General features: G+C 39.4%; 14 protein-coding genes and 2 tRNA genes. 12 read left to right on the top strand and 4 right to left on the bottom strand.

Annotated features, from left to right (window positions below):
• The first annotated feature begins 549 nt into the window (after window positions 1-549).
• The 11 genes from NMU02_RS01930 to NMU02_RS01880 all read left to right on the top strand — a co-directional run bounded on the left by NMU02_RS01930 (window position 550) and on the right by NMU02_RS01880 (window position 9,843).
• Window positions 550-1,524, top strand: a complete 975-nt coding sequence (locus tag NMU02_RS01930; protein ID WP_255025438.1) for an aldo/keto reductase — start codon at window positions 550-552, stop codon at window positions 1,522-1,524.
• Complete coding sequence (locus tag NMU02_RS01925) at window positions 1,521-2,009, top strand: hypothetical protein (protein ID WP_255025436.1); 489 nt, start codon at window positions 1,521-1,523, stop codon at window positions 2,007-2,009. The genes NMU02_RS01930 and NMU02_RS01925 overlap by 4 nt, the downstream gene beginning before the upstream one ends.
• A gap of 77 nt (window positions 2,010-2,086) precedes the next feature.
• Window positions 2,087-2,162: transfer RNA gene (locus tag NMU02_RS01920), tRNA-Gly, on the top strand.
• 4 nt (window positions 2,163-2,166) lie between these two features.
• Window positions 2,167-2,250, top strand: a tRNA-Leu gene (locus NMU02_RS01915).
• Between the two features lie 586 nt (window positions 2,251-2,836).
• The gene (locus NMU02_RS01910; protein WP_255025434.1) at window positions 2,837-3,703 is read left to right on the top strand and encodes a VIT1/CCC1 transporter family protein; all 867 of its coding nucleotides are present in this window, start codon (window positions 2,837-2,839) and stop codon (window positions 3,701-3,703) included.
• 149 nt (window positions 3,704-3,852) lie between these two features.
• On the top strand, window positions 3,853-4,215 hold the full coding sequence (locus NMU02_RS01905) for a YbbN family protein (protein WP_255025432.1): 363 nt from the start codon (window positions 3,853-3,855) through the stop codon (window positions 4,213-4,215).
• A gap of 11 nt (window positions 4,216-4,226) precedes the next feature.
• Window positions 4,227-4,475 (top strand): DUF6582 domain-containing protein, encoded by a 249-nt coding sequence (locus tag NMU02_RS01900; RefSeq protein ID WP_255025431.1) that lies wholly within the window; start codon window positions 4,227-4,229, stop codon window positions 4,473-4,475.
• A gap of 174 nt (window positions 4,476-4,649) precedes the next feature.
• Window positions 4,650-5,168 carry an RNA polymerase sigma-70 factor gene (locus tag NMU02_RS01895; RefSeq protein ID WP_255025429.1) on the top strand — a complete coding sequence of 173 codons (519 nt, stop codon included), beginning with the start codon at window positions 4,650-4,652 and terminating at the stop codon, window positions 5,166-5,168.
• Window positions 5,169-5,231: 63 nt separating this feature from the next.
• Complete coding sequence (locus tag NMU02_RS01890; RefSeq protein WP_255025428.1) at window positions 5,232-6,158, top strand: FecR family protein; 927 nt, start codon at window positions 5,232-5,234, stop codon at window positions 6,156-6,158.
• Between the two features lie 20 nt (window positions 6,159-6,178).
• On the top strand, window positions 6,179-8,887 hold the full coding sequence (locus tag NMU02_RS01885) for a TonB-dependent receptor (protein ID WP_255025427.1): 2,709 nt from the start codon (window positions 6,179-6,181) through the stop codon (window positions 8,885-8,887).
• Window positions 8,888-8,898: 11 nt separating this feature from the next.
• Window positions 8,899-9,843 (top strand): DUF4249 domain-containing protein, encoded by a 945-nt coding sequence (locus NMU02_RS01880; RefSeq protein ID WP_255025426.1) that lies wholly within the window; start codon window positions 8,899-8,901, stop codon window positions 9,841-9,843.
• A gap of 111 nt (window positions 9,844-9,954) precedes the next feature.
• Here NMU02_RS01880 and NMU02_RS01875 read toward each other — a convergent pair whose 3' ends face one another.
• The 3 genes from NMU02_RS01875 to rplU form a co-directional block, all read right to left on the bottom strand.
• Window positions 9,955-10,443 (bottom strand): low molecular weight protein-tyrosine-phosphatase, encoded by a 489-nt coding sequence (locus NMU02_RS01875; RefSeq protein ID WP_255025425.1) that lies wholly within the window; start codon window positions 10,441-10,443, stop codon window positions 9,955-9,957.
• Between the two features lie 123 nt (window positions 10,444-10,566).
• Window positions 10,567-10,827, bottom strand: coding sequence for a 50S ribosomal protein L27 (gene rpmA / locus NMU02_RS01870; RefSeq protein WP_255025424.1), 261 nt, complete (start codon window positions 10,825-10,827; stop codon window positions 10,567-10,569).
• Window positions 10,828-10,848: 21 nt separating this feature from the next.
• A complete protein-coding gene (gene rplU / locus NMU02_RS01865) occupies window positions 10,849-11,160 on the bottom strand; it encodes a 50S ribosomal protein L21 (RefSeq protein WP_255025423.1) in 312 nt (103 codons plus the stop codon).
• A gap of 357 nt (window positions 11,161-11,517) precedes the next feature.
• Here rplU and NMU02_RS01860 point away from each other — a divergent pair, with 357 nt between their 5' ends.
• Entirely contained in the window at window positions 11,518-12,870 is a 1,353-nt protein-coding gene (locus NMU02_RS01860) for an OmpP1/FadL family transporter (RefSeq protein ID WP_255025422.1), read from the top strand.
• Between the two features lie 91 nt (window positions 12,871-12,961).
• Here the strand turns inward: NMU02_RS01860 and NMU02_RS01855 are convergent, their stop codons facing one another.
• Window positions 12,962-13,777 carry a PstS family phosphate ABC transporter substrate-binding protein gene (locus NMU02_RS01855; RefSeq protein WP_255025421.1) on the bottom strand — a complete coding sequence of 272 codons (816 nt, stop codon included), beginning with the start codon at window positions 13,775-13,777 and terminating at the stop codon, window positions 12,962-12,964.
• Window positions 13,778-13,845 lie beyond the last annotated feature (68 nt).

Genomic DNA, 13,845 nt, shown 5'->3' with positions numbered 1-13,845 from the left:
TAATATAATGGCTTGCTTACATCACAATTGTGTGTGTGTGTGTGTGTGTGTGTGTGTGTTAAGAAAATAAATGGAATCTCCAAATTTTCAGACATATAATTTACGGATAATTTTAAATTTCCGTTAGTAAATAAACAAGGGGAATTCCCTGTTATGCGGTAATCGCAATCGCTATTCATAAATTGTCGGCCATTTAGCTGTTTACTCAAGCGCAAAAGTAATTAAATTTTAATAGAAAACAGCATGCAATATTTTAAAATACATTAATTATTTAATCGATTTTACCTTTGGTGCACTTCCCGGGAGATCCTTCACTTATGTTCAGGAGGACAAAAGGACGGTCGCCCCGGGCATATCATACTTTTCGCATTGCTCAGGTGATCCCTCGGCGCCGACTCGTCTTTCCGAGGCATTTCATCTTTCGATTTTATTTCTTATCTTTAAATATGATAAACCGTACCTAAGGAAAATGAAAATTAACTTGACTTTACACCGAGATTGCATTATCTTTGTTATAAACGATTATACATAAAAACATATTCTGAATATATGTACAGATATTTAAATACGCCATACCGCAGGTGCGGTGACAGCGGACTTTTACTTCCTCCCGTATCGTTGGGCCTCTGGCATAACTTCGGAGGCATAGATAGTTACGAAAACGGACTCGAAATCATCCGCTATGCCTTCGATCGCGGCATCACGCATTTCGACTTGGCTAATAACTACGGTCCTCCCGCAGGAAGCGCCGAAGAAAATTTCGGAAAAATGCTGAAGCAGGAGTTCGGATCTCACCGTGACGAAATGATCATTACCACCAAAGCGGGGCATCGTATGTGGGAAGGGCCATACGGTGACGGGGGATCACGCAAATACATCATGGCCAGTATCGATCAGAGTCTGAAACGTCTCGGAACCGAATATGTAGATATATTTTACAGCCATCGCTACGATCCCGAAACGCCCCTCGAAGAAACACTCACCGCTCTCTGCGACATTGTACGCCGGGGAAAAGCTCTTTATATCGGTCTATCGAAATATCCGGCCGATAAATTATTATTCGCATTCGATTTTCTAAAAAATGCAGGGACTCCCTGTATCGTTTACCAAGACCGTTATAACCTGTTAAGCCGCGGAGTAGAAGAAGCACATCTTCAAACGGCAGCCGATAACGGATCGGGATTTGTCGCCTTTTCTCCGCTGGCGCAAGGTCTTCTGACCGGAAAATACATACAAGGAATACCTAAAGGCTCTCGAGCCGATCGTCCGGACGGATATCTGAAAAAGGACGATATTACTCCACAAAACGAACATACCGTATCTTTGTTGCAAGAGATCGCCCGCACCCGAAACGAAAGTATCTCCCAAATGGCTTTGGCTTGGTTACTGCAAAACGATAAAGTAACTTCTGTAATTGTAGGAGCGCGTAACACCGAACAACTGAAATCGAGTTTGAACGCACTCGACAGTACGCCTTTTTCCGCTGAAGAATTATCCCGGATCGAAAAAATTTTGAAATCATGAAGACAAACCTGTTCCGGTACATCATTTTGTTTTGCCTTATATTCAGCAGCTGTGATAAGAACGACTACAACCGTATCCCTACCACTCCCGTGCACATCAGCATCGACGCCGCCCGCTGGAATATTTACGGAGTACACGCATTTCCCGACCATCGTAATTTCATAAAAAGCCAACAGGTACCTACAGGGTTCCAATACAGCGTATCTTCCAGTACGGGTTTCGGCGGAGTATTATTACTTAGCAATTACGAAGGACAACCTCTCGCCTTCGATTTGTCCTGTCCGGTAGAAAGTCGAGCCAACGTACGCATAGAAGTAGATGTCGATAAACTTTACGCCAAATGCCCGGTTTGCGGCTCTACCTACGAGATTTTTAACGGAAGCGGCTCCCCTCTTAGCGGAGAAGCCCGTAAACGCAAATACTTTTTACGAAAATACGTCGTCTACGGAAGTCCGACATCGGGATCATATGTAATTTCCAATTAAAAGCCGGCGAACGATCAACTTTTCACATGTAATTTTTTGTAAAAACAAAAAACAGTTCTATATTTGCACTCGCAATTGCGAAAGTAGCTCAGTTGGTAGAGCATAACCTTGCCAAGGTTAGGGTCGCGGGTTCGAGTCCCGTCTTTCGCTCCATGCTGCCCGGATGGTGGAATGGTAGACACGAAGGACTTAAAATCCTTTGGCTATTGCAGCTGTGCGGGTTCAAGTCCCGCTCCGGGTACTTTAAGAGGCGGACCGTGTAAAACACGATTCGCCTCTTTGTTTTTATCTCCGTTAGCTCTCATTATGCAAAACATTAGCATTTCCCTCTGCTGTTATATGATTCCTTGTATTTGGCCGTATTCAAAATGCTTTCCTTAGCAACTGTCTCCGGCTTCCTACCTAATGAAGCATATCGTTCAATTACTCATGAATGAAGTGTTGCAGCCAAAAGAGAAAGAGATAAATCTCCGTCTTTGATCCATATTTTCATCAGAACTTTATCTTCGTTTTCTATCAACCCATAGACATATACAAAAGCAAATATGTCTACGTGAGGTTAGTTTAGGTTACATATAGAGTTAATAAACCGAACTTAACTGAATTTTCATTCCCTTTCTAGCTATTTCTACACATTCAAAAATGCGTAGCCCTCACAGAATACAAATTACTACCAATTTTCTCTTTTCACTATAAAATTATTTCAAAGGCTCAGTATTTCATCTGTTAAGGATACCCGCTTTGCAAAGCAAGCCGGAATTATCACATATTTCTGTATCCCCCTACCGATAAATTTCGCTATATTTGTACTATTATATAATTAACATATGGATAACGCTAACCGGAAAAAACTCCTGAAATTTCAACAAAATGAAATAACGGAATATAGAGTATATTCGACACTGGCTTCGATAGAGAAAGACGAAAATAATCGAAAAGTATTGTTATCGATTGCCAACGAAGAAATAAAGCATTACCATATTCTAAAAAAATATACTGGTGTCACTCCCAAACCCAATCGCTGGAGAATATTTAAATATTACTGGCTGGCTCGCATATTGGGAATAACATTTGCCATTAAGCGAATGGAATCGAGCGAACAAAACGCTCATAATAATTATGCGGGATATACAGGATATGCCGACTTGACAGAGCTGGCCGAAGCAGAAGAAAAACATGAAAAAGAACTTATATCGTTGATTCAAGAAGAACGCCTCGAATATATGGGTTCGGTTGTTTTAGGACTGAACGACGCATTGGTTGAATTCACGGGGGCTTTGGCCGGATTTACCCTTGCCTTGAACGACTCTAAACTTATTGCTCTTACCGGCGGTATTACAGGAATAGCCGCTGCCTTATCGATGGCATCCTCAGAATACCTCTCGACCAAATCAGAAGCGGGGAAAAATAAACGTCCCATAAAAGCCGCAATATACACAGGCATTGCCTACATTATCACGGTAGCCGCATTAATAGCACCTTTCATTTTTATAGGGAACGTATTGGCTGCTTTAGGCACTATGTTATGTATCGCACTTTTTATCATCGCACTTTTTAATTATTATTATGCCGTAGCACGAAGCGAAAGTTTTAGAAAAAGATTCGGAGAAATGGCTATTTTAAGTTTTAGTGTGGCAGCTGTCAGTTTTGTAATCGGTTTTGCGCTGAAAAAATTTACAGGAATCGATATTTGAGAAACTCCGTAAAATATACTCTAAAAATTATATTACATCATATTATATTTCTCTCACTCCTATCATTAGATTCGTTAAAAAAATCAAGTATATAATCTTTCGGATAAATAAGTTTGTTCTAACAAAAAGTAATATAAAATTATACCACTATGTTAGAACATCTTTCTGAAGAACGCTTTAAAGAGCATATCGCAAATTATACCGATAAAAAAGAATGGCTATATCGAGGTATAAACCCGGCCGTTATCGTATTTCATGACTCGGTACAGCTTTTCGAAAAAGGCTTACGGGACGTATATGATCCCTTATCGAAAGAGTTTCCCGATGTCAATTTTTATCAAGTACTCACAAATCGTAACCCGGAGATTGCTAAAGCATATGACATTCGTACCTCTCCCACGACCATGTTTATACCATTAACAGGAAAACCGGTATTTATAAAAGGCTTCCTAACCCCCGAGCAAGCCCGGGAAAAAGTAGAAACTTTAGTGAAAGGTAAAAAAGTACATTAAAAACGAAAATTATGAAAGAATCTTCTTCAGATAAACTAAACACCGAAGAAAGACGGGAATTACCTAATTCGGATTTCGGTCTTCCCGCACAACGCGCTTTCCCCATGCCCGACGCCGCTCATGTAAGGGCCGCTGAAGCCTATTTCAGATATGCCCCCGATAATGACAAACCGGAACTTGCCCGGAATATATTGAAAAAAGCAAACGAGTTCGGCGTAAAGGTCAGTAGCCCGACTGTTCTCGAATGGGCGGCTAAATAGCGATGTAAACCAGTTATAATAAACTTTATCTATATAAAAAAAGAGAGTGTATCAATGAATGATTTTACTCTCTTTTTTATATTTTTTCTTTTTTTACACAAAAGAAGATTTAGAAATCTAAGTCATATCTACCGTATTGCTTATCTTGCACTCGTTTTACGAATATTACTAAATATGTCTGCAGAAACGGGGATAAGACAATTCGAATTAGCTTTTAATACCTATTACAGGACTCTTTGCCTTTATACATTACTTATTACCGGCTCTTACGAAGAAGCTGAAGACATCGTACAACAAACGTTTACCGATATCTGGGAACGGTTTTCAAACGAAAACTTACATATCTCATTTTTAAAGCCCTACCTTTTTAAAGCCGTACACAATCGTGCTATCAACCACCTACGTTTCCGTTATGAGACAGAAACCCTCGATGAAAACTTTCACGACCTGCCAGAAGATGATACGGAAAGAATAGCTGAAGCAGAAAAAGAAAATCGACTTTGGAAATGGATAGACGATTTGCCACAAGAAAGACGTAAAATTTTTCTTATGGCTAAACAAGACGGATTGAAATATACCGAAATTGCCGAACGGTTGCACATATCTGTTAAAACGGTTGAAAACCAAATGGGTAAGGCATTAAAAACGCTACGAGAAAAAGCTGTAAAAATATATTTATTCTTTTTCGGCTAACTTTTTTATTTTAGGAATAGGGGTTTTTCATTTCTCATTGTCTCTAATATAAACAACCACGATATGAAAAATTCTTTACTCGCTAAATATCTGTTTAACGAAACCTCCACGGCCGAACGGGAGAAAGTGGAAAAATGGCTTGCCGAAAAACAAGAAAACAAAAATATACTCGAACAATTACGACAGAATATAGACCTTGCTTCCCGATACTATCGGTACGGAGCATTCGATCCTTCGGCAGCTTACCGTAAAATGAAAAAACAACTCCCGGTAAGACCTCATAAATTTAACCGCACATTCTTACGTTATGCGGCAATTTTCTTGTTTATATTAATGGGAGGATTCTGTTATTATTCATTTTCAGGGAAAATCTTTTCTCAAAACATAACGATTACATGCATTTCGGATAAAGAACAAGTATTATTACCCGATAATTCGGTCATCGTGTTGGCTCGGGACGCACAACTCTCTTATCCTAAAAATTTCACCGGAAGAACCAGAAAAGTTACGCTATATGGAAAAGCGTTCTTTTCTGTCACTAAAAATAAGTCTAAACCTTTTATCATAAACACGCCTTTCATCGACATTAAAGTACTGGGAACCCAATTCCAGGTAATAGCGACTGACACAATAAACGAAGTATATGTAACGTCGGGGAAAGTAAAAGTAACATCGGTAAACCATAATAAAAATACGTTACTCACCTCAAATATGGTTACTCGTTACCTGCCGAAATCGGGAGTTTTCGATACCCGCACTATCGAAACCCTCAATAACCGGCTAAGTTGGGAAACCGGGATTTTCCATTTCGAAGGAACCCCTTTGTATAAAGCCATAAAGGAAATAAATGCACATTATCATTCCGATATTTCGATAAAACCGGCCGATAGAGGCAAAGAACTAACGGCAACCTTCGAGAACCTGTCTCTTCAAGAAATAACCGAAATCATAGAAAATACATTCGACATACAATTAATAAAAACAGAATAGAAACTCTATCAAAAACCTATATGAAACCAATTCATCTCTGTATATGGATCTTACTCTATCCTTTTTTATTAACAGCCCAAAATCCCTCAAAAGATACAAAGGATGTAACATTACATTTCGACCATACCGGAATCGGGCTTATTTTGCAAGAAATAGAAAAACAAACTCATTACAGATTTTCTTATGAATCGACCCTTATCGATAAGCATGAATTAAGAAGCATACATGTAGTTAATGCCAAGCTAACAGAAACGTTACAAAAATTATTCGAAAAAGATCGAATATCATTTTCTTTTTCAGGAAACTATATTATATTAAAAAAAGAAAAAACAGTACGGCATTATGTAATAAGCGGTACCATTTCAGATATAAACTCCAAAGAAATACTGATAAATGCCTCGCTTTATTCTCCTTCGGCCCACAACGGAACGTCTTCTAACAATTATGGTTTTTATAGCATAGTATTGCCCGAAGGGAAAAACGAAATCATTTGCTCGTATATAGGCTATGCCACCGTTCGTAAAACAGTCGAAATATATAAAGATACTACTCTATCATGGCAGTTGCAACCTAATGCACAGCTAAAAGAGGTTGTTGTTACCGATAAAAAAATTACCGATCTAATATTTTCTGCACAGCCCGGCAAACTTACTCTTTCTCCTGCTCTTGTAAATAAACTACCTGCTATGGGTGGAGAAACCGATCTGCTAAAAACGCTGCAGTTACTGCCGGGTGTAAACGGAGGGACAGAAGGAACAGCCGGATTATTGGTAAGGGGAGGAAATATAGACGAGAACCTGTATCTTATCGACGGAACCCCTATCTATAATCCCAACCACATGATGGGATTCTTTTCTACGTTTAATGCCGATGCTATTAAAAACGTGGATTTTTATAAGGGAAGCTTCCCGGCCAGATACGGCGAAAGATTATCGTCGGTAACAGATATACGCCTGAAAGATGGGAACAGCCAAGAATACCACGGAAACGTAAGTGTAGGACTTATTTCAGCAAAAGCCAATATCGAAGGCCCCATCGTAAAAGATAAAACTTTTTTTATTCTCTCTGCGCGTCGTACTTATCTCGACCTGATCACAACACCAGCACAGTGGATCATGAACCGGAAAAAAGAAGAAAAAAATATTTCGGGATATAATTTTACAGATATAAATGCTAAAATCACACACAAACTCAACGAACGAAACCGATTACAACTCAGCCTTTACTGGAATTACGATATTTTATCGATAAAAACGACAAATAACTCATCAAATAATTTCTATTATGACAACACCGTTCAAAATACGACAACGGATGTAACAAATTTGTATAAAATAAAATATAAAGACCATTCGGTCATGAAATGGGGAAATTTAGTTGCCACATTAAATTGGAATAACCAAATAAGCAATCGTATTTATAATAATACCTCTATTTCTTATAATCGCTACAACTCTCTTACAACTTATGATAATCAGGACTATTTTGAATATAACGGTTCTGTCGAACGGGATGCGAAGACTAATAGCCGTTTCCAGTCGGGAATCAGCGACTGGTCTCTAAAAAGCGATTTTAATTACTACCTGAATTACCGCAACCGGATACATTTCGGAGCGAATTACACACTACATACCTTTAAGCCCGAGGTTAGTCGTACCCGTACGGCATCTTCTGAAAATAATGGGAATAAACCCAATGAAACCCACGGAGATGTAAATCAGATCATCGGTCATGAAACGTCTTTATATGCAGAAGACGAAATAGACCTTACCCGAAAACTGATATTCAATCCCGGGCTTCATTTTTCCTGGTTCAGAGTACAAGGTAAAAATTATACTTCTTTGCAACCTCGTCTTTCCGCCCGATATCTGATCAATAACAAAATATCGCTTAAGGCTTCTTACGCCGAGATGAAACAATATATCCATTTATTATCCTATTCATACATTAATATGCCCAATGACCTTTGGGTTCCTGTAACCCGAAAAATCCGTCCGATGACATCGAGACAAGTCTCAGGTGGCATATATTATCGACCTTTCAAAGGATGGGAATTTTCGGTAGAAGGGTATTATAAAGTAATGCATAATTTGATAGAATATACTAACGGAGCTTCATTTTTTTCAAAATTTTCGAATTGGGAAAACAAAGTAGCCATGGGAAACGGAAAAGCGTATGGAGCAGAATTTATGCTTCAGAAAACCCTTGGAAAAACCACCGGCTGGATCGGTTATACTCTTTCATGGAGCAACAGACAGTTTCCCGGAGGAGAAATAAATTACGGGCAGGTATACCCCGATCGCTATGACTGTCGTCATGCCATAAATATCGTAATGATGCACAAATTCAGCGAGCGATTCGATATCAGCGCATCGTGGGTTTTCCACTCCGGTTCACGTCTGACTGTTCCCACCGAGTACTTTTCGACTTCAGGAGTTTTACCCGGAGAAATCGTCAATACACATCAATCGAATATTCCTTACATCAGCAGCCGCAATAATTATCAGTTACCCAATTACCACCGGCTCGATCTGAGTTGTAATTTCCACAAAAAGAAAAAAAGAGGAATAGCAACCTGGAGTATCTATATTTACAATGCATATAATAAACTCAATCCGGTTTACGTAAACGTAGAAGCGCAAAAAAATACCGATGTAATAAAACCCATTATAAAAGGTACTTGTATTTTCCCGATAATACCAGGATTCTCCTATACTTTCACCTTTTAAAAAATGATACGATGAAAAGAAAAATAATCATACTATCTGCATTCATTATTTCCCTATCTTTCTACTCTTGTGAGATCAATCTGGGAGATTATTTGGAAGGAATTAACGAACCCCCAAAACTGGTACTTATTTCTTTTATCGAACCCGGCAAAAACATCAAAGCTGAACTTAGCTCCAGTTATCCAGCACCGAATATATTAAAAGACGACAATGTAGCGGGAGCTATCGTAAACGTATATGTAAATGATGTATACTCTGGAACGGCAGAAAAGATCGATACGGGAGATCCTATTTTCGTATCCGACATTCATGTAAATTACGGAGATAGGATAAAACTGACCGCTGAAGCCCCCGGATACACTCCGGTTACAGGGATAAGCCGAATTCCCGCCGAAATACCCGTCATAAAAATAGATACGATAACTTATTATAAAGCCTCTGAAGAAAGACTGCAGTTTAAGATACATATCCCCGATAACGGAGACGGCACAAAATATTATCGGATTATTCTAAAAGGAGAAGTCGCCCTCGCCGGTTATACCAACTATACTGAAACTTACCCCATCGACGAAGATTTCTCAAAAGAGCCCGTTTTTGATGAGAATCGGCATTTCAATGAAATAAACGAAAACGATAAAGACGGCGTAGATAGCAATAAATACTCTATATTTTCTAACCGTTCTTTTATAGGGAAAGGTTATACCGTCACTGTAAACTGTAAAAAAGTATATCCGTTTACCGATGTGAACGGCGATAGATGGCTTCCTCGTATTACGGCAATGGTGATGCAACTTACTCCCGAAGCTTATCTATATCTACAAAGCATGAACGCTAATTCGGAAAATTCAGATGATTTGGTAGAACCGGTACAAATATATTCTAATATAGAAAACGGGATTGGAATTATCGGAGGATATGTAAGTCGCAGTACTACATTTAAAATATCGCCTCTATAACTTTTAATTTATTTCAGACATATTTCTTATAATTGCAAAAAAACGAGCCGCTAAACAGAAGAGTTTAGCGGCTCGCAACCTATTTATAAGACTCGTTTTATAAAACGAAATTTACTTTTTATTTTCTTCTTCCTCCAACTCTTCTAACAATCCACGACAAGCATCTTCTAAAATATCGAGAACTTGCTCGAAGCCCTCACTTCCCGAATAATAAGGATCGGGAACATGATCGACCTGTAAATACCGGCAATAATCGGTCATACGACATATTTTAGCCACTGATTCCGGATCGGGAGCAAGACTCCTCAAACGATCGTAATTCGAATCATCCATCGCCAATATAAGATCGTTATCATAAAAATCATCTGTCGTAATCTGACGGGAACGACTGGCAAGTCGATATCCACGCCGTGATGCATGTGCCCTCATACGTGAATCGGGTAAATCCCCCGCATGCCCCCCGTAGGTTCCCGCAGAATCAATTTCAAAAGAATCTTCTAATCGGGCCTCTTTTACTAGATGCTCCATAATTCCTTCTGCAGCCGGAGAACGGCATATATTTCCGAGGCAAACAAATAATAAACGCTTCTTTTCTTTCATTACAGTTACTATAAGATATCTTCAGTCTACAACAAAAGGCGCAATCCCTTTAAATTCAGGAATATGCGCCTTCGTTTTTTCTTTCTGTTCAACAGACAGGTTTACCCTGCCCGTAAACGCGAATTAGTTTTGCTGCGGTTCTACCGAAACGTATGAGCGGTTATCTCTTTTTTTGCGGAATACCACAACCCCGTTTACTAATGCAAACAAAGTATGATCTTTACCGATACCTACGTTTTCACCCGGATGATGAACAGTACCTCTTTGACGAACGATTATATTGCCGGCTTTAGCAAATTGTCCGCCGAATACCTTAATGCCTAATCGCTTACTTTCTGATTCACGGCCGTTCTTGGAACTACCGACACCTTTCTTATGTGCCATTTTCTTTGAATTTTAATAGGGTTAAGCAACAATCTCTTTAATTAACACTTCGGTAAAGCACTGACGATGACCGTTACGTTTACGATATCCTTTTCTTCTTTTTTTCTTGAAAACGATAATTCTTTCGCCTTTTAAATGTGAAAGTACTTCACATACTACCTTGGCACCTTCCACTACAGGAGCGCCTACCTTTACCGTCCCGTCGTTATCAACCAGCAATACTTTGTCGAACTCGACTGCAGCACCCTGGTCTGCGGCTAAACGATGAACATACAATCTTTTGCCTGCTTCGGCTTTGAACTGCTGTCCCTGAATGTCTACAATTACGTACATCTGTTATTTTATTATACAGGTTACCTTCGGCGGGTGGAGCCTTTTCTTCGGCCCGCTTCTACTACCCTACACGAAACAAGGCCACAAAATTACAAGTTAGTTTTATTTTCTCCAAATCTTTTACCTACTAATTTTTTATTTTCAGTCAATTAGCGATATCCTTCGTGACAAAAAATAAAAAAACAATGTTTTTACAGCCGAACCTTTTACCTATAACCGGCGTTAATTACGGAATAAAAGTGAATCATTCGGATTGTTTTTATTAATTATACATGAAACTATTTCAATTATAACTATCTTTGCCGGAATTTTTGATCCCTATATTTTAAACAGGATCGTTCACTTAACAAACAAATAATGAAAAAAATCACAACTCTTATCCTCGCCTCGGTTTTCGTATCGAACAGTATGGCCGAAGGATATCAGGTAAACATGCAAAGTACCCGTCAAACCGGGATGGGACATGTTGGCGCCGCCCTAAAACTCGGAGCTGAAAGTATGCACTTCAATCCTGCCGGAATGGCCTTTCTCGATAAAAGTATCGATATTTCGGCCGGAGCTTCGGCCATTTTCTCAAAAGCGAGCTTCAAAAATAACGGAACCGGATTAACAGAAAGAACAGACAATAACCCGAGTACCCCCATTTATGCTTACGCAGGGTTCAAGGTTTACGATTTTATGACGGCCGGTATAAGTTTTACTACTCCTTACGGTAGTGGACTCAACTGGGGCAAAAACTGGAGTGGAGCGCATCTTGTACAGGATATTTCACTGAGAGCTTACATGATTCAACCCACGTTCGCCTTCAAGATTTTACCTAATCTTAGTATCGGAGCCGGACTCGAAATCGCATTAGGTAAAGTAGAACTTTCTCGAGCCCTCATGCCGGTAGGCTCTCTTTCGTCGATACCTAATATCGGTACTTTCCTCCCCAATTATCAGGCATATAACGACATTGCTCCAATTTCAGCAACATTACAGGGTAAATCCAAAACCGGAATCGGATTCAATGTAGGATTATTGTACGATATTAATGAACAATGGTCGGTAGGGGTATCTTATCGTTCGGAAGTAAAACTAAAAGTAAAATCGGGAACAGCCGATCTGCAATTCGGATCAGATGAAATAAAACAAGCCGTCGAAACTATAAACCGAATTATTGTAGGAGCAGGAGGATCTCCCATTATTCCACCATTGTCAGAAGGTACCTTCCGCGCAGAAATGCCGTTACCGGCTAACTTGAATATAGGGGTGGCCTGGAAACCGAATCCTCGACTGACATTATCGGCCGAAGCACAAATCGTATTTTGGAAAAGTTACAAAGACCTGACAATACATTTCAACGAATCCGCTTTAAAAATAGAAGACATTTACGCACCCAAAAACTACAAAAATGCAGCAGCTTACCGTCTCGGAGCGGAATATGCACTTACTAACCGTTTCGACATCAGAGGGGGATTGTATTATGACCAAAGCCCGATTCAGAAAGATTATTATAATCCCGAAACTCCGGGAATGGATAAAATCGGCCTATCGGCCGGATTCAGTTTTAGACCGATAAAATCTTTATCGGTAGATTTTGCATTCCTCTATATTCAAGGTCTTGGCAGAGACGGTGCATATACCGATCCTCGAACCGGCCTTAAATTCGAAGGACATTATAAAACACATGCATTCGCTCCTTCTTTAGGACTGACATACCGTTATTGAATGAACTTAAATTCTTATTTTTTCAGTGTAAATACGGCAGGGTAATATTATCCTGCCGTATTTACACTGAAAAAATGCCTGAAAACTAACCTTAAATCAATGGTACAAACCCATTTTTCTTTACCATTTCCTGTCCTTTGGGAGACAATATATATTCTATAAACGGTAATACTTTAGCAGAATCGGCCTGATTATAATAATAATATAACGGCCTTACAATAGGATATTTACCCCGAATCGCATTTTCAAGAGAAGGCGTATAAAAATGGATTCTATCATACGACACCGCAATCGGTTTTACATAACGGTTAAGATACGCCAGCCCCACATAGCCTATAGCTCCCCGAGTCTGCCTGACAGACTGTATAATCGCACCCGTAGCAGGCATAGAAAGTATGCTGCTCATATAATTCTTATTCCCCAATACACTTTCTTTAAAAAATTCATAAGTTCCCGAAGAAGTCTCACGAGAATAAACGACAATACGCCGGTCTTCTCCTCCCACTTGTTTCCAGTTAGTAATCTTTCCACGAAATATACCGTCAAGCTGTTCTCTTGTTAATCTGTTCACTGGATTAGACGGATGCACAATAACAGCAAGCGCATCATAGGCAACTTCGACTTCCCGTATCTCCTGTCTGGCCTTTTTTAACTTAAGACGCTCTCCGAATTTAATTTGTCTCGATGCCATAGCAATATCGGTCGTATGGTCATAAATCGAAGATAAACCGACTCCCGTACCTCCTCCGGTAACGGTTACGCTACGGTCAGGATATTCCCGCATATATCTTTCAGCAATCTGCTGCGTAAGAGGAAGTACCGTATCGCTTCCTTTGATACGTTGCGCCCGTACAAAATCGAACGATAAGAAAAACAGTAAGATAAAAATTAGCTTATTCACATTCATTTATTTTTTCAACGGCAAATAACGGATTAAAATATTACAAATCGTTTACGTTCCTATTACCTTATTGT

Origin of the sequence: Coprobacter tertius (genome assembly GCF_024330105.1) — a bacterium.
GTDB classification, from domain to species: domain Bacteria; phylum Bacteroidota; class Bacteroidia; order Bacteroidales; family Coprobacteraceae; genus Coprobacter; species Coprobacter tertius.
The sequence above is the reverse complement of the archived record's forward strand: the minus strand, read 5'-3'. Positions and strand labels throughout refer to the sequence as shown.